The organism is Tuberibacillus calidus DSM 17572 (assembly GCF_000430685.1).
Taxonomy (GTDB): Bacteria; Bacillota; Bacilli; order Bacillales; family Sporolactobacillaceae; genus Tuberibacillus; species Tuberibacillus calidus.
On the sequence record NZ_AUMM01000010.1, the window covers coordinates 80,989 to 97,682 of the forward strand.

Here is a 16,694-nt window from a genome sequence, read left to right on the forward strand (position 1 = left end):
AAATTTCATTAGGTTACAAGCAAGGTGTATAAGTTGATATCAGCCTTGAAACGTCTCGATCGAGCTATTCGAGCGCTATTCCGAAAGCTTTCATAAATCGGTTGTCCATGCATACACTTGTACCAAATGCTACAGGGGAGTGGGACGGAACCTTGAAAATCCGAAAGGCAACCTACATAGCGATGGCACTCGTTTTTTTTCTTTTTTTCTCATTTGTCACCCACGGACAAGTCGTAAAAGCGGAAAACGATGCCCAGCCAATCAGCGTTTCAGCTCAGGCTGCCATTTTAATGGACCAGACATCTGGGCGCGTCTTATATGAAAAAAATATGCATAAACGCATGCGCATTGCGAGCATCACAAAAGTAATGACCGCCATTCTCGCCATTGAATCCGGGAAAATGAAGGAAAAGGTCACCGTCAGCAACAACGCTTATGGCACGGAAGGTTCGTCGATTTACTTAAAAAAGGGCGAAAAAATTACGTTGCGACACTTAGTTTATGGCTTGCTGCTGCGCTCCGGCAATGATGCCGCCGTGGCGATTGCAGAAAAAGTCGCCGGAAGCGTTGACGGTTTTGTGTATTTGATGAATCAAAAAGCGCGGGAAATTGGCATGCTAGATACCCATTTTGCCAACCCCCACGGTTTGGATGATCAAGAAGATCATTATTCCACCGCGTATGATATGGCCATATTAACACGTTATGCGATGCAAAACCCGGAGTTCAGAAAAATTTTCGGAACGAAGTACCATAAAGCCCCCAATCCGGGTGAACCGTGGGACAGGAGTTGGAAAAATAAAAATAAATTGTTGTTTCGCTACAAATATGCAACAGGAGGGAAAACCGGGTATACGAAAAGAGCAGGCCGTACGTTAATTTCAACTGCCTCCAAAGGCGATATGGATCTCATTGCGGTCACGTTAAATGACGGAGATGACTGGCGGGATCACCAAAACCTATTTAATTGGGCATTTGATAACTATCACATGATGTCTATTGTAAAGAAGGGAAAGGTGACAGGGATCAAAAACCCTTATTATAAAGGAAATCTTTACGCTCATCGGGATTTACGCCTACCGGTAACAGAACGTGAAAAAGCGGAGCTTACGACCGAAGTTACCCTTTTTAAACCGTCGAAAGGGAAACGATGGAAAAAGCCACCTGAGACCGCTGGCTATTTGGAGGTATTCATCGATGGGGAAAAGGTATCGTCACTTCCGCTTTTCTACGAACGGCCGGTAAAAGAGCAAAAAAGCTTTTGGCTGAGTTTTGTGCACGTCTTAACGATGATACTGGGGACTGGGCGCTATGGTTAATTATATATGGGTATTGATGTTTATCATCGGTTTCGTCTATGCGGCTCTGACTGGGAAGATGGAAGCCGTCAATCAGGCGATCTTTAAATCAGCTGAAGAAGGCGTCACGCTTTGCCTTGGCCTTGTGTTCATTTTAATTTTTTGGCTTGGCATGATGAAAATTGCCGAAGAGGCTGGGCTTTTACGCGTTCTATCGCGCTGGTTTAAGCCACTGCTTAAAAGATTATTTCCCGATGTCCCGGAAAATCATCCGGCGATGGGTTATATTTTATCCAACACAGTCGCGAATGTTTTTGGTTTAGGGAATGCGGCGACACCGCTAGGCATTAAAGCGATGGAGCAGCTGAAAAAATTGAATGGGAACCGTCCCGTGGCTAGCCGCTCCATGATCACGCTCCTCGCTTTAAACACATCGGGTTTTACGCTGATTCCTACGACGGTGATCGCCATTCGCATGAAATATGGAGCCGCTTCCCCCACAGATATTGTCGGTGTGACGATTTTATCCACGGCTTGTACGACGATAGCCGCTCTTATTATCGATCGCCTCTTTTATTATCGGCGGAAACGTAAAGGTGGCTAAGTTTTTAGAAGAATTTTTTTGCGCCTATAGGTTTTATAACCGTATGGAACTGAGGTGAGACGGTTGACGTGGCTTCAAACTTTATCCGTTTGGATGATACCGGCTGTCATCGCCATTGTTTTTGTAGCCGGAACGTTAAAGCGGGTACCGACATATGAAGCGTTTGTTGAAGGGGGAAAAGAAGGCTTTCAAATGGCTGTATCCATCATGCCGTACCTTGTCGGCATGCTTGTTTCCATCGGGGTTTTCCGAGCATCCGGAGCCATGGATGCTTTGGTTAATTTGATCAAGCCGTTTTTTTCCGCAATAGGGATTCCTGCTGAAGTCGTGCCACTGGCATTAATCCGGCCGCTTTCCGGCAATGGGGCGCTTGGTATGATGAGCAATATTCTTGCGACCTATGGACCGGATTCCTTTATTGGTCGCCTGGCTAGCACGCTTCAAGGGACGACGGATACGACGTTTTACATCATTACGGTTTATTTCGGAGCGGTTGGCATAAAAAAAATCGGCGATTCTTTAAAAATCGGGCTGCTTGCTGATCTCGTGGGCTTTATTTGTTGCATCGTGATTGTCACGCTGGTCTTCGGCTGATTCGAGCGCTTGCCTATTCAATGGCAGGCGTTTTTTCTTTTTTCGGCCATTGAGAGGTTGTCCTCAACTTGTGAAATGGCTTCAGGTGGGGTATCATGTGGAAGGGGTGAAATCATGGAGCGTTTACAAAAAGTGATTGCACAAGCTGGCATCGCATCTCGCCGAAAAGCAGAAGAAATGATTCGAGACGGCCGCGTGAAGGTAAATGGCCAAGTCGTGACACAACTTGGGACAAAGGTTTCGGCAAAAGACCGTATCGAAGTCGATGGCATTCCCGTGGAACGGGAACAACCGGTATATTTTCTCCTTTATAAGCCGACCGGTGTCATCAGCAGCGTCAAAGATGATAAAGGCAGAAAAGTCGTTACGGATTTTTTCCCTGAAGTGGATGCCCGTCTCTTTCCTGTAGGGCGGCTGGATTATGATACGTCTGGCTGCATCATCATGACAAATGACGGGGAGTTTGCCAACTTGCTCATGCACCCTCGTTATAAGATTGAAAAGGAATATGAGGCCAAAATCAATGGCATTCCCGATAAAAAGACGCTAAAACAATTAGCGAGAGGCGTCCGGCTCGACGACGGTTGGACCGCACCCGCTAAAGTGAAACTCATTTCCGCCGATCGGAAAAGGAATACCGCGATCGTCCGCCTTGTGATCCATGAAGGAAGGAACCGGCAAGTTCGCCGCATGTTTGAAGCTATTGGTTTTAAGGTGTTGCGTCTAAAGCGTGAGCGCTTCGGTTTCTTGGATCTAAAAGGACTGGCTAAGGGTGAATATCGGGAATTAAAGCCACATGAAGTCAAACGATTACGCGAATTAGCTGTCACACAACCGTCACAAATCTGAAATTAATGACGGCTTTTTTCGCGTTATAGTAAAATTGATTACATAGATGCGGAGCATGGAATGGCCGAAAAACATGCTAATTTCTGAAATAGCGCGCTTTGACATATAAAAGAGGTGGAATCATGGGGCAAAAAGTCGTATGTGAATGCGGTCACAGCAATCCAGAAGGAACCATCCTCTGCGAAGCTTGCGGAAACCCACTGCGTGAAGAGATGACCAAACCGATTTTGACGATGCGCTATGAAGGCGGGGCATTGCGTTCGCAAACTTATAAACGAACGATTGTGGATAAAATTTGGAATTATTTTTCATCGGTCAAAGTCGGTGTGGCGCTCATCATTTTAATCCTTATTGCCATGGCCATTGGGACGATCTTGCCACAGGATAATGCCATCCCTTCGGATGACCCCGCCACATACTACCCCGAGCATTATGGCCGATTCGGTAAACTTTACGTTATGCTTGGGTTCGATCATCTTTATCGTTCATGGTGGTGGATTATTCTTCTTGGATTACTCGGTTTGTCGTTGATTGTGGCAAGCATTGACCGTTTTATCCCGCTTTATCGCGGCTTAAAACACCAAAGGGTGACGCGCCATGAGCGGTATCTAAAGCGGCAGCGCTTATTTGGCATCACCCAAACGGAAAATCCGGATGACATCATTGAAAAAGCAAAAAAAGTCTTGAAGGACAAGCATTACAAAATCCGTGAAGAAAACGGCAACGTGTTTGCGGAAAAAGGTCGGTTTTCACGGTGGGGGGCTTATGTCAACCATTTTGGCATTATCATAGTCCTAATTGGCGGGATTTTGCGGTTCGTTCCCGGTATGTACCTAAACGAAGGCTTTTGGATTCCAGAAGGTGAGCAACTCGCCATTCCCGGAACACAAGGACAATATTATTTAACGAACCATAAATTTATTCTAGAAACCTATGATAAAAATAATAAGAAGTATAAAGAAGCGCTGGAACGGGTTGGCGGCAATGTGGCCAAAAACTTCCAATCCAATGTGACGTTGTACAAGGTGACAGGGGATGCCGTCATCGGTGAAAAACCGCAACTCAAAAAAGTGAAGGACTTTAACATTCGCGTCAACCATCCGCTTGTCTTTGATCATTACCGCCTCTATCAATCTGACTTTCAAAGCGAACTTTATAAAATGCATTTTAGTTTGGTGAATAAAAAAAGCGGGAAAAGTTTGGGAGACTTTACCGTCAATTTAGATCAGCCGAAAGAAACCTATACCCTTGGGCATGGTTACAAAGTTATTTTGGAACAATATTTACCTGACTTTTATTTTAATAAAAAAGGCGAGCCCGACACGAAAACGAATTTACCGAACAATCCCGCATTTGTGTTTAAAATGATATCTCCTGAGCATCCGGATGGTGAAGTGAGCTTTGTCGCGATTCGAACAAACATTGAACCGCTCGGGACAAACGATTATAAAATTGCATTCAAGAGTTTGGATACGCGCTATGTATCCGGTATATCGGTGCGGAAAGACTTGACCATCCCTATTGTATTCATTGGTGCGATCATCTTTTTAATCGGCTTGATTCAAGGGATGTATTGGAACCATCGCCGCATTTGGATCCAGCGAAAAAATGGGGAGCTTTGGGTAGCCGCTCTCGCCAATAAACATTGGAATAGCATCAAAAAAGATTTAAAGGAATTAGCGGAAAAAACAGGACTCAATGAACCCATCGATCAATTAGAACAAAAGGTTTTTGAAAAGGAAAGGGGGATCCCGACATGAACGCACTAGAATTAAGCCGTAACTTCCTACTTGCGGCGTTTTTTCTGTATGTGGCTGGAGCGATCGTATTTACGATAAGCGTCACTGGGAAAAAAAGCGGCAAAGCGACTGGGGGGCGGCTCGGACGGGTCGGTTTTGTCATCACTCTGATCGGCTTTCTCGCACAAGTTGCCTACTTTTTCAGCCGGTGGCAAGCGGACGGGCATATTCCGGTCAGCAATCTTTTTGAATTTACGACGTTTTTTAGCATGATGTTAATCCTGGGCTTTATGATTATTTTTCTCATTTATAAAAATAATAGTATTGGGATTGTCACCTTGCCCATTGCTGTTATTATCATCGCTTATGCGAGCGTCTTCCCGACTGAAGTCGAGCCGCTCATACCTGCTTTAAAAAGTAATTGGTTAAAGATTCATGTCACAACTGTAGCGTGTGGCGAAGGGATTCTATCGCTTAGCTTTATGGCGGGACTCGTATATCTCATCCGTGCTGTCGATCAAACCAAAAGATCGGCGAAAACTTTTTGGCTTGAGGCCGTTATGTTCGTTATGATCTGTACGATCGGCTTTGCAGCGATCGGCGGCGTGTTCAAAGCCCAAAACTATGAAGTGAATTTTAATTGGGTGAATGAAAAAGGGCAAAATGCCGTTTTAACTTACCATTTACCGGCGATTGTTGGTCCGCATGACGGTCAAAAAGTGAACGGACAAGAAGCGACCTTTGGTCCATTTTTTAAAGCGCCTTCATGGATGAACGGTAAGGACGCTCCGGAAAAGCTCAATACCGTCATCTGGTCCGTTTTAGCTGGCCTCGTCATTTACGCGCTGTTACGGCTTGTTTTATTGGGACGGCGCATCAGTTGGGCGTTGAATAAAATCATGCGCGGCGTCAGCTTGCCGCTCATGGATGAAATCAGCTATCGTGCCGTTGCCATCGGTTTTCCGGTATTTACGTTAGGCGGGCTCGTTTTCGCTGCCATTTGGGCACAGGAAGCATGGGGGCGTTTCTGGGGTTGGGACCCTAAAGAAGTTTGGGCGCTCATCACGTTTTTCTTTTATGCCGCCTATCTTCATTTCCGTCTTTCACGCGGTTGGGAAGGCGAAAAAGCCGCATGGCTATCCGTCATCGGCTTTGTGATCATTATGTTTAATCTCATTTTTGTCAATCTTGTTATTGCCGGCCTGCACTCTTACGCTTAAGTAAGTTAAGCATGTGACAGATGGTTAACTGGGCAAAACAACTTTTTGTACTGGTAAGAAAATCAATCAGCTTTCATGCTAGAATAATGAACCAAGGCTCAGCCTTCGCCCAAAAGGCTTGGCTGAGCCGAGTTTTCTTTATACAATGAGAATAAATGTTAGTCCTTTAAGGAGGATGAATATGCAACAAACAAATGCCACCATCCTTGTTGTTGATGATGAAGAACGCATTCGCCGCTTGCTGCGGATGTATTTGGAAAGAGAAAACTACACGATTGAAGAAGCCGCAAACGGTGAAGACGCCCTTGAAATGGCGCTTTCCCATGATTATGATTTAATTATTTTGGATTTAATGCTCCCGGGTATAGATGGGATTGAAGTCTGTACGAAATTACGGGAGACAAAAGCCACGCCGGTGATTATGCTGACTGCAAAAGGTGAAGAAGCGAACCGCGTGCAAGGCTTTGAGGTGGGAACGGACGATTATATCGTTAAGCCCTTCAGCCCTCGAGAAGTTGTGTTGAGGGTAAAAGCTTTGCTACGGCGAGCCTCATCCACAAAGTTTCTTGAAACTGAAACGTCAGCGAAAAACGTCATTGTCTATCCGCATTTAACGATCGACCACGATGCCCACCGCGTCACTGTGGATGACCAAGAAGTCAGTCTCACGCCGAAAGAATATGAGCTGCTTTATTTCTTGGCGAACTCCCCCGACAAAGTCTTTACTAGAGAAGATCTGTTGCGCGAAGTATGGAATTATGAGTTTTTTGGCGACTTGCGCACGGTCGATACGCATGTCAAGCGGCTCAGGGAAAAGTTAAATCGCGTTTCCGACCGGGCAGCCCATATGATTGTGACGGTTTGGGGGGTCGGATACAAATTCGAGGTGGTTAACGATTGAGGATTTGGCGCAGCGTCGTTGGAAAGGTATGGGGGACGATCTTAATTCTCGTCTCGGTCGTCCTTTTATTTCTGACGATGCTTTTGCTTCAGTTTTTTGAAAATTACCACCGAACACAAGTAGAAGAACAGATGGATCTCATCGCTGAAAAAGTGGCGCAAATCATTTCGGAAGACCCGCATTCTCTGAAGGCGCAAGCCGTAGCTTCGCAAATCGTCGACGTCTATAAAGCGAAAGCCGTCATCATTAGCGATAATGAACCCAACTGGATCTCGCCCAGCAGTCAGCATTTGCCAAAAATTAGCCCGAATCGTTTGCAAAACGACCCTGTGCTATCCAAAGTGCTCACAAAAGGGGAAAAAGTACGGGTTAGTGATTTTATTGTGGGTCATTCATCGGAACACTTCGTCATCGTTGGTGACCCCATCCGTTACAGCGATGGCAACACCGGCGCCGTTTATGTCTACCAATCGTTAGAAGCGATCAAAAAGACGACGGCCGGCGCCAAAAAAATCATTTATATGAGCGCTGGCATAGCGATTATTTTAACAACCATTTTCGCCTTTTTCATGTCCACGCGCATTACCGCACCGCTTCGTTCCATGCGTGAAGCAGCGCAGCAACTCGCTAAAGGAAAATTTAATACGAAAGTGCCGATTTTAACCAATGATGAGATCGGTGAACTCGGCATTGCCTTTAATCAAATGGCGCGGCAACTAAAGACGAATTTGACGGCTCTAAAGCAAGAAAAAGAGCAATTGGCTGGAATTTTAAGCAGCATGGCTGACGGCGTCATGACCTTTGATAAACGCGGGCAATTGTTAATCACAAATCCTCCGGCTGAGCGATTTTTAATGAGTTGGCACTATGATCAAGGCGAAGCCACTGAAGCGAAAAATCCGATATTTTTGAAAAAAGTGCCTTTACCGATTCGTGAATTGTTTGCCAAAGTGGTAAATGGTGAGAAAAAGCAAGTCACAGAGTTGACGGTTCAAGGTCGGACATGGGTCATTGTCATCACTCCGCTTTATGACGACCAATCCGTGATTCGCGGTGCGGTAGCTGTTCTGCGCGATATGACGGAAGAACGGCATCTCGACGAGCTCAGAAAAGGGTTCATCGCAAATGTCTCCCATGAACTGCGCACGCCCATTGCGTTACTCCAAGGTTATAGCGAAGCCATTGTTGACGATGTCGCCGGCACGGAAGAGGACAAGAAAGAGATTGCCAAAATCATTTATGATGAGTCGCTCCGCATGGGGCGGTTAGTCAATGAACTGCTCGATTTAGCCCGATTAGAAACCGGCCATTTCCAACTCAATAAAACCAATGTCGAAATCGGTGATTTTTTTAAACGTGTCGTTGGGAAATTCTTGGGCCCGGCACGCGAGGAAGGGGTCACCTTAAAGCTTGAAGGCCCGAAAAACGGCAGTGATGTCGTTTGGATGGACCCTGACCGGATTGAGCAAGTATTGACAAATCTCATTGACAACGCCCTTCGGCATACGGAAGCAGGCGGAGCCGTGACGGTACATGTCAATGATACAAAAGAAAGGCTTGAAGTCAGTGTCGCCGACACTGGAAGCGGCATTGCCAAAGAAGATTTGCCCTTTGTCTTTGAACGCTTCTATAAAGGAGATAAGGCGCGCACGCGCGGCAAAGCTGGGACGGGGCTGGGACTGGCCATAGCCAAAAATATCGTGGAAGCGCACCAAGGTGAAATCATGGTGCAAAGCATCGTCGGGCAAGGTACGACGTTTTCCTTTTATATTCCTAGAAATAACAAAAGTCAAAAGCAGTCGTAAAACGGCTGCTTTTTATACTGGTAGAAAAGAATTAATATTTTTCAACTCAGCATAAGCGCTACTATGGCTCCGCCTTCTCCTAAAAGGATTGGCGGAGTCAAAATTTTTTTCACTGAAAAGAAAATCTACCATTTTTCAGGATAGTAAAAGGGCACGAACTTTTTCATTAAGTGTGTGGTCAACCTATTCCAATAGTTTTTTCTGAGAGTTGGCGGATTGGACCGTTTGCGCTAATTTAATTGTTAGGAAATTATTTACATTATTGTTGGAAAGGGTCAAATTAAAAGGTCAAAGGACTCATATGCCTGTAGAATAAGTGAATATTTGTAGGTCAAAAGAACGGTTTTATTTAAAGTTCATTTTTTAGAAGGAAAGAGAGTTATAAAGATGGAATCTTCATAAATGTTTTATAGTTTTGTCCGCGGACGGAGGACGAGAAAGGAGGTAATGAAAAAAACCGTCATCAATTAAACAGATCTTCGGGGGAGGAAACGGTTGGTGAATTGGAAAAAAACCATTAGTGCATCGATCCTTACAGCCGGTTTAGTACTGGGGGCGCTAGGGCCACATGTCTCAGCGAAAACACCGGCGTCGGACACCTCCGACCATCTCACTTTAACGAGTGAAACTTTTGGTCATGGTCAGGGCGGTCCGTTTGATATCGGTTTGGTCAATGATGAGAAATTGATGGATGCGTTGACCCGGAGCGGTGTCATCGAAGAAAACGCGTCTTATGAAACGAAGCAAAAAGCATTACAAGAGTATTTATTAAAAAGGGCGCAAAATGCCGCAGAAAGAACCAAGAGTGAAAAATCACCGTTCAGCATAGCGTTTAAACCTCACACGACAAAAAATGACGGTCAAACCAAAAGTAAAGGGAAAGACATTTTTTCAAGCAACGGAGCCTTGAAAGGCCATAAATTTGGCTGGAAAAATAAACTTGACCCGATTCAAAGAGAACCGTGGAATGGTGAGACAAGAGAGGATAAAGTGCTTGTTCTATTAATTGATTTTCCCGATTATCCACATTCGGATTTACCGTCAAGGGATGGGAACGATCTGAATATTACACTTAAACTTCCAAGCTATGAAAAGGAACACTATCAAAATATGCTATTCGGGGAAAACGGTTACGAAGGACCGAGCGGTGAAAAACTCATCTCTTTTAAACAATTTTATGAACAACAATCCGGTGGTAGCTACACGGTTGACGGAACGGTAGCAGGTTGGTATACAGCCAAACACCCCGCGGCCTATTACGGTGGTAATGATGGCGGGGATGGGAACGATCATAATCCGCGTGCGTTGATCTATGAGGCGTTGCAAGATGCGGCACAAGACCCAAATGTCAATCTGAATGATTACGACATTGAGGATCCCAATGATTGGGATGGCGATGGCAATACCCGTGAACCAGACGGTGTTATTGACCATTTAATGGTTATTCACTCAGGAATCGGTGAAGAAGCTGGAGGCGGATCGCTCGGTGGCGACGCCATTTGGTCCCATAGTTGGAATCTTGGCGGTCTTGTTCCGATTCCAGGGAGTCATTCCGATACGACGAAAGAACGGTTTGGGGTTGATGCATTGTTAGGTTATGCTTATACGGTTCAGCCGGAAGACGGAGCGGCGGGTGTTTTCTCGCATGAATACGGCCATAACCTCGGCTTGCCTGATGAATATGATACCCTTTATACCGCTGACAGCGTTGGCGCCGCAACAGAATATTGGACCATTATGGCGGCAGGCAGCTGGGCTGGCAAGATTCCAGGCACGGAACCAACAGGATTTGGCGCATACGATAAGGCCTTTTTACAATCCGAGATGCCTGGGTCGAACTGGCTGCATGGCACTGAAGTGAATTTCAGCGATCTCGATAAAGATGGCGTCTATGTCACATTGGATGAAGCGAGTGTAAAAGGAACGAACACCGATGCCGTCCGCATCAACTTACCGGATAAAGAAACCCCAATCAATACACCAGCCAGCGGACAATTTGAATATTGGGGCGGAAATGGCGATGAAATTGACCATAAAATGATGACAACCGTTGATTTAACGGGAGCAACAAGCGCTTCATTAGATTATGATGTCTGGTATAACACGGAAGAAAATTGGGATTTCGGCATGGTGCAAGTGTCTGATGACGGAGGAAAGACATGGACATCCTTGTCCACTGCACACACGACTTCGGATATCGACGCCAATGGATACCCTGCGATTAAAGAGAATCTTCCCGGTTATACCGGCTCCAGTAATGGCTGGATTCACGAGACGATTGATTTAAGTCAATATGCCGGTAAAACCATACAGCTTCAATTCCGCTATATGACCGATTGGGCAACGCACTTGGATGGTATATTCTTTGATAACATTAAGGTGACTAAAAACGGTACCACTGTATTAAATGATGATGCCGAAGGGGACTCCGCTTTCACACTTGATGGATTCTCCCAATCCAACGGCAAAAAATACACCGAACAATATTACTTACTTGAATGGCGGAATTACGCCGATGCCGATGAGGCGCTCGCCCATATTCGCCGTGGCGCATCACTAATGACCTATGATCCCGGTCTTGTTATCTGGTATGTGGACAATAGTTACAATGACAACTGGGTCGGTTATCATCCGGGCGATGGTTTCCTTGGTGTCGTTGACGCGCACCAAACCCCAGCGTACTGGAACGTCGGCGGCCAATCCATTCTTGCTTCAACGAGATACCAAATCCAAGATGCGGCATTCTCGCTTGATAAAACAGATGCTATGTTCCTAGATTACCGGCCGCTCGGATATGATCAAACATTAAGCATGAAGAAACAAAATCCGGTCCCGCTTTTCGATGATTCACTGGATTACAGCAATGCGCCGCAAATTTATGCCGGACGCAATGTTCCGAAACTCGGATTAAAAATTCAGGTAGTCGCTGAAAGTCATGATAAATCGGTAGGTGCCATTCATATTTATAAATAAGGTTGATGCATAAGGGGTCTCGCTCCCACCATGATCATATATAACGTGGTTCATTATTTTAGAACCATCTATATATGGTTTGGGGAGTCAGGCCCCAAACTTTTGGATCAAACTCTTTTGGTCGCTATCCACCCTCAGACCTTGTGTTTGAGATTTTCTTCCTGTCGAAATTTGATAGAATAAAAGGGAGACCGTCATTTAAAAGAGGGATAACGTTGGATTTTAAAAGTTTTTATCTTCTATCGATCCTTAACCGTTTTCACGGGGAGCGGTCTTGGAGCGCTGTCTATCATTTGCTCAAAGGTAAGCGAACTTCGCAAACGATCCAAGATGGCTTTTTGTTTCGCGTCCACTATTATTTCGGAACGATGACCGCGCTGAGCCGTGACGAGCTTTTAAGCGCGATCAAATGGTTCGAAGCTAAAGAACTTATAAAAACCATCAATGCCGAACATTATATTTTAACGCCAAAAGGATGCAACGAACTGGAAGTGATCAGCCAGCAATATGTTATCCCGACCGGTTTAAACGGCTGGTTTTACGGCCGGCAAGGCAAGTTGTTTTGGTCACGGCTATCCCTCCTCGTTCAGGCCTTATCTCATCTTAGCAGGAATGTCCGGAAATATTATCCGGTGATAAAGGATGAAACAGCGCTTCACTGGGTCAAGCGGTTTTTGCTCTCCGGATCATTACGGAAAAATGAACTCGTAGATGCTGTGCGCAGCGAGCTAGAAAGTGTTTGTCAATTGCTTTCCGATCTTGAAGCGGATGTGCTACTTCAACGGTTGTCGGGTTACCAATGCTATGGATTAACCCTTAGCCAAATGAGTGAACGAGCCGGCCGCTCGCAGGAAGAGGTCCACCTGCTTTTACAATCCGGCTTGCATCGAATGGTCGGTATTGTCTTGGAGCGCGATGATTTTTCGATCTTAAAGCAATTACTTGAAGGAACAGAAACAATTGGTTTAACGGCTTCCGCCCATAAGACATTGACCTTGCTAAAAAATGGTCTGTCAATTGAAGAGATCGCTTTCCGCCGCCGCTTAAAGCCATCCACCATACAGGATCATATTGTTGAGGCCGCCTTTTCCAACCCTTATTTTTCTATTGCTCCTTTTGTGACCCCTGATGAGCACCAAGCTATTGCCCAGGCATTAGCACAAGCAAAAACGCGAAAATTATCGGCCATCAAAACGCTTTGCCCCGACCACATCGATTATTTTCAGATCCGGCTCGTGTTGGCGAGGGAGGGTGAGCAATGAATGTAGAAAAGGAATTGCAAAAACGCTTTGGGTTTCCGGCTTTTCGCCCGGGTCAGCGTGAAGTCATTGAGGATGTTCTAAGCGGCCGAGATGTGTTTGCGATGCTGCCAACAGGAAGCGGAAAGTCCATTTGCTATCTTCTTAGCGGTTACTTGCTCGGCGGTTTAGTCGTCATCGTCACGCCGCTTATATCCCTCATGCAGGATCAAGTCCAGCGATTAAGAATGAATGGGGAAAAAGGAGCTGCCGCCCTTAACAGCTTTCTAACGGAGGAGGAGAGGGAGCGGGTCATCCGCGGGTTAGGGAGCTTTCGCTTTCTTTACCTTTCACCGGAAATGCTCCGCTCAAGCCGTCTTCAGACCGCGTTAAAAAACATCGGTGTCAGCCTGTTTGTCGTCGATGAAGCTCATTGCATTTCACAATGGGGATACGAGTTTCGTCCGGAATATTTGAAGCTTGCCGAAGCGCGCCGGAACATTGGCCAGCCACCTTGTCTCGCTCTGACAGCAACTGCTGATGACCAGGTGCGAAAGGATATCATCACCCATTTGGAATTAACGGATTGCCGCCTTCATCTTTATAGTGTCGATCGGCCAAATATTGCCTTATGTGTGGAACATTGGCTCGAACCAAAGGAGAAAGAAAGACGGCTCATTGAATTAGTGAAGCAACTTGAAGGCCCCGGTATCGTCTATTTTTCAAGCCGGAAGATGACCGAACAGATGGCCGAGCGCCTCAAACTCGATGGGATACTTCAAGTAGGTTTTTACCACGGCGACATGAGTACGGAAGACCGTATGCTCATTCAAAATCAGTTTCTCGGTGATCAATTGGATGTGGTTTGCGCGACGAATGCTTTCGGTATGGGCATAGATAAACCAAATATTCGCTTTGTCATCCATTATCATTATCCAACACATATCAATGCTTACATGCAGGAAATTGGCCGTGCTGGAAGGGATGGGGAGCCCAGCCTTGCCATCTGTTTGGTGGGTGCGGGTGATGATCGCATTGCCCAAACGCTTATCGATCGCGAACTACCGGATGAGTCTGTGGTAAAGGCTGTCATTTCCAGGTTAGCGGGGGGCAATGACCCCTACGACATTCAGAAGCTGGCTATGGATAACGGTGCCTCTGAGACGAGCGCCCAGTTTTTATGCGAAAAACTGAGCGGCATGGATAACCAGTCAGATGCCGCGACCTTATTCGAACGTGTGATGCAAGATGTTCATGCAAGAAGATCCGTAAAAACGGCCGAATTAGCCAAAGTCAGACAGTGGCTCGCCACAAACCGCTGTCGTCGGAAAACCGTTTTACAATTTTATGGGCAACAACCAGTAGATCGAAATGGCCCCTGCTGTGATCGCTGCGGGTTTCAACTAAAGGCTTATTATAAGAAGATAGGGGACACCCGACGTCTGAATCAAGGCATCGAGCCGTGGCAAAGCCGTCTTGAAAGGTTATTACCTAGGAGGTAAAGCAGGTTGATAAAAAGACAACCGATTGATCCGAGACAGCTTACGGATCGGGATGTGTTCGTGAGCTTTTATGGCTCTCAATTGTTTTTGCTAATTGTCGCGATCGCGGGTAGTTTGTTTTTCGTCCCGCAAATGCGATCCTTGTTTTCATTTTCTTTTTTTGATGTAGTCATTCTTGGCGCTGGAAGTGGAGTGGTCATTGCTCTTCTAGAAGTTGCCCTCGAGCGGCTTGTTCCGGAAACTTGGTTAGATGACGGAGGCATCAATCGCCGCGTTTTCCAAGCCTTTTCCTATAAGCATATGGTGCTAGCCCTAATCCTTGTTGCTTTCATCGAAGAAATGTTATTTCGCGGCGTGATCCAAACGTGTTGGGGACTCGTCATGGCGAGCTTCATTTTCGCCTTTGTCCATATTCGTTATCTGAAAAAACCGCTGATGTTTTTGATGGCACTCTTACTTGGTTTTTATCTCGGTTGGCTTTACAAATATACGGGAAGTCTCCTTCCTTCGATCACGACGCATTTTATAATTGATGTCCTCCTCGGTTTTGTGCTAAAAAAACAACGGCGAGTAAGATAGAATGAGAGTTGGAAAGGGGGAACAAGGATGAATGAATCGTCTTCCTTACCACCACGGCGAAAAAAGCATGGCGGGAAAAAACGGGAGGGAGCGGTCTTCAATGAAGACACGGGAAAAAGCGACCTTCCTTCACCACGAGAAATTCAACAATTAAATAGCCGTTTGGCTCGAAGAAAAGCGTTACAGGCGTTCGCCTTGAATCCGCAAGGGTACAAAGAGCAAAAGAAGCAAGCTTCCGTTCCGGTAAATCGTCAAAAAGAAAAACCACGCAAGCGGTGGAGTGCGGGGCTGATTGCGGCAAATGTCATTTTGAGTTTGTTTTTACTTTTCATCGGTCTTTTCTTTATATATATCATTTATTATTATCAGTAAAAGTCAAAGTTTTTGAATGCGGCCCGTCCTAAGTGTCACGCCTTATGCATATGGTTGTATCAGGGGGGCTCGTTATGGCCAAAAATGATTTTGATTTAAATGCTTTATCACCAACGACACGCGCCGTGATGGTCCGGCTTAAAGACTGGAAAAAGCGAAGGGAACAATGGAAAACGCTGAAATTTATCTTTGATCTCCTCGCCTTAATATTCATGTTAGGCATCCTTTGGTTCATCAGCCATCGGTTAAATGGAGCGGAAAATCTCAACCAATTTTATGCGGTGCTTTTTTCTCGTCCCGTTGTCAATGCCATGATTTTTCTCATTCCGACGCTCATTGTCTGGAAATTCGTTAATATGAAATACAATGAATATGACGAGGATTACGAAACATTGCGTAAGGAAATCATCGACCGAGCGGATGAATTATGGTTTCACTTTCCCGAGGATTGGCAACATCGGCAGGAGGCCTTGGAATTTATGGATAAAACGCATGGGGTCAATCTATTTTATAAGAAAAAATAAACTCAAAGAAAATGTGGGGCTCTCCATTCTTAGCAAAAGACAGAATCTTAATAGCCCATATAAAAGAGGCTCCGACAAGCCTTTCGAGCGATGTGAGCCTTAGTTGCACTTTTTCAGCCTAGAAATATGTTTATCCAATCCTACATATAAAAAAACGGGGCCGGGACATAACTAGCCCAAAATAACGTAAAAAAGGTTCCGATTATCGCTTTTTGATGGTCGGAACCTTTTTCAGGTGTTATTTTCCCTTATATTTAGGTGGATTAACTTTTCATGGCGGTGATCTTTCTCAAGTTCACCGCCATGAATGCAAATCCCAATTCATTTATCACCTTTTCTTTGCCTCTCACTGACAAACGAGTGAAACGCAAATTAGCCTTCAGAAATCCAAAAACTGGTTCCACATCAATTTTACGTTTGCCGTAGATTTCACCAGTTTCTTTTTCCGAAAGCTTCTGCCTAATGAATTCTTTATGTTCTTCCCATTTTTGGTTAT

General features: G+C 45.4%; 15 protein-coding genes. 14 read left to right on the forward strand and 1 reads right to left on the reverse strand.

The annotated features are described in order from the left end of the window. The first annotated feature begins 182 nt into the window (after positions 1 to 182). The 14 genes from H532_RS0104005 to H532_RS0104070 all read left to right on the forward strand — a co-directional run bounded on the left by H532_RS0104005 (position 183) and on the right by H532_RS0104070 (position 16,198). Positions 183 to 1,319 (forward strand): D-alanyl-D-alanine carboxypeptidase family protein, encoded by a 1,137-nt coding sequence (locus H532_RS0104005; protein WP_081412306.1) that lies wholly within the window; start codon positions 183 to 185, stop codon positions 1,317 to 1,319. Next, positions 1,312 to 1,902, forward strand: a complete 591-nt coding sequence (locus H532_RS0104010) for a nucleoside recognition domain-containing protein (RefSeq protein ID WP_027724427.1) — start codon at positions 1,312 to 1,314, stop codon at positions 1,900 to 1,902. The genes H532_RS0104005 and H532_RS0104010 overlap by 8 nt, the downstream gene beginning before the upstream one ends. 63 nt (positions 1,903 to 1,965) lie before the next feature. After that, positions 1,966 to 2,496, forward strand: coding sequence for a spore maturation protein (locus H532_RS0104015; RefSeq protein WP_027724428.1), 531 nt, complete (start codon positions 1,966 to 1,968; stop codon positions 2,494 to 2,496). A gap of 114 nt (positions 2,497 to 2,610) precedes the next feature. Further along, the gene (locus tag H532_RS0104020) at positions 2,611 to 3,345 is read left to right on the forward strand and encodes a pseudouridine synthase (RefSeq protein ID WP_027724429.1); all 735 of its coding nucleotides are present in this window, start codon (positions 2,611 to 2,613) and stop codon (positions 3,343 to 3,345) included. A 122-nt stretch (positions 3,346 to 3,467) separates the two neighbouring features. Beyond that, on the forward strand, positions 3,468 to 5,105 hold the full coding sequence (locus H532_RS0104025) for a cytochrome c biogenesis ResB family protein (protein ID WP_027724430.1): 1,638 nt from the start codon (positions 3,468 to 3,470) through the stop codon (positions 5,103 to 5,105). After that, positions 5,102 to 6,304: a c-type cytochrome biogenesis protein CcsB gene (ccsB, locus tag H532_RS0104030; protein WP_027724431.1), complete on the forward strand. Its 1,203-nt coding sequence runs from the start codon at positions 5,102 to 5,104 to the stop codon at positions 6,302 to 6,304. The genes H532_RS0104025 and ccsB overlap by 4 nt, the downstream gene beginning before the upstream one ends. 181 nt (positions 6,305 to 6,485) lie before the next feature. Continuing rightward, positions 6,486 to 7,205, forward strand: coding sequence for a response regulator transcription factor (locus H532_RS0104035; protein WP_027724432.1), 720 nt, complete (start codon positions 6,486 to 6,488; stop codon positions 7,203 to 7,205). After that, positions 7,202 to 9,010 (forward strand): ATP-binding protein, encoded by a 1,809-nt coding sequence (locus tag H532_RS0104040; RefSeq protein WP_027724433.1) that lies wholly within the window; start codon positions 7,202 to 7,204, stop codon positions 9,008 to 9,010. The genes H532_RS0104035 and H532_RS0104040 overlap by 4 nt, the downstream gene beginning before the upstream one ends. Positions 9,011 to 9,508: 498 nt before the next feature. Continuing rightward, positions 9,509 to 11,983, forward strand: coding sequence for an immune inhibitor A domain-containing protein (locus H532_RS0104045; protein WP_245566400.1), 2,475 nt, complete (start codon positions 9,509 to 9,511; stop codon positions 11,981 to 11,983). Between the two features lie 215 nt (positions 11,984 to 12,198). Beyond that, entirely contained in the window at positions 12,199 to 13,245 is a 1,047-nt protein-coding gene (locus H532_RS0104050; protein WP_051263125.1) for a YpbB family protein, read from the forward strand. After that, positions 13,242 to 14,723, forward strand: a complete 1,482-nt coding sequence (locus H532_RS0104055) for a RecQ family ATP-dependent DNA helicase (RefSeq protein WP_027724436.1) — start codon at positions 13,242 to 13,244, stop codon at positions 14,721 to 14,723. The genes H532_RS0104050 and H532_RS0104055 overlap by 4 nt, the downstream gene beginning before the upstream one ends. Before the next feature lie 6 nt (positions 14,724 to 14,729). Beyond that, on the forward strand, positions 14,730 to 15,302 hold the full coding sequence (locus H532_RS0104060; RefSeq protein WP_081412302.1) for a CPBP family intramembrane glutamic endopeptidase: 573 nt from the start codon (positions 14,730 to 14,732) through the stop codon (positions 15,300 to 15,302). A gap of 27 nt (positions 15,303 to 15,329) precedes the next feature. Continuing rightward, a complete protein-coding gene (locus H532_RS0104065) occupies positions 15,330 to 15,674 on the forward strand; it encodes a hypothetical protein (RefSeq protein WP_027724438.1) in 345 nt (114 codons plus the stop codon). Between the two features lie 74 nt (positions 15,675 to 15,748). Further along, positions 15,749 to 16,198 carry a DUF2663 family protein gene (locus H532_RS0104070; RefSeq protein ID WP_027724439.1) on the forward strand — a complete coding sequence of 150 codons (450 nt, stop codon included), beginning with the start codon at positions 15,749 to 15,751 and terminating at the stop codon, positions 16,196 to 16,198. 263 nt (positions 16,199 to 16,461) lie between these two features. Here the strand turns inward: H532_RS0104070 and H532_RS17775 are convergent. Then, the coding region (locus tag H532_RS17775; protein WP_038111465.1) for a transposase at positions 16,462 to 16,694 on the reverse strand (233 nt) is incomplete at its 5' end.

What these genes read in the sequence shown, in the direction of transcription:
- H532_RS0104005 (WP_081412306.1), top strand. Translation starts at nt 183, where the DNA reads ATGGCACTCGTTTTTTTTCTTTTTTTCTCATTTGTCACCCACGGACAA.
- H532_RS0104010 (WP_027724427.1), top strand. Translation starts at nt 1,312, where the DNA reads ATGGTTAATTATATATGGGTATTGATGTTTATCATCGGTTTCGTCTAT.
- H532_RS0104020 (WP_027724429.1), top strand. Translation starts at nt 2,611, where the DNA reads ATGGAGCGTTTACAAAAAGTGATTGCACAAGCTGGCATCGCATCTCGC.
- H532_RS0104025 (WP_027724430.1), top strand. Translation starts at nt 3,468, where the DNA reads ATGGGGCAAAAAGTCGTATGTGAATGCGGTCACAGCAATCCAGAAGGA.
- ccsB (WP_027724431.1), top strand. Translation starts at nt 5,102, where the DNA reads ATGAACGCACTAGAATTAAGCCGTAACTTCCTACTTGCGGCGTTTTTT.
- H532_RS0104035 (WP_027724432.1), top strand. Translation starts at nt 6,486, where the DNA reads ATGCAACAAACAAATGCCACCATCCTTGTTGTTGATGATGAAGAACGC.
- H532_RS0104055 (WP_027724436.1), top strand. Translation starts at nt 13,242, where the DNA reads ATGAATGTAGAAAAGGAATTGCAAAAACGCTTTGGGTTTCCGGCTTTT.
- H532_RS0104065 (WP_027724438.1), top strand. Translation starts at nt 15,330, where the DNA reads ATGAATGAATCGTCTTCCTTACCACCACGGCGAAAAAAGCATGGCGGG.
- H532_RS0104070 (WP_027724439.1), top strand. Translation starts at nt 15,749, where the DNA reads ATGGCCAAAAATGATTTTGATTTAAATGCTTTATCACCAACGACACGC.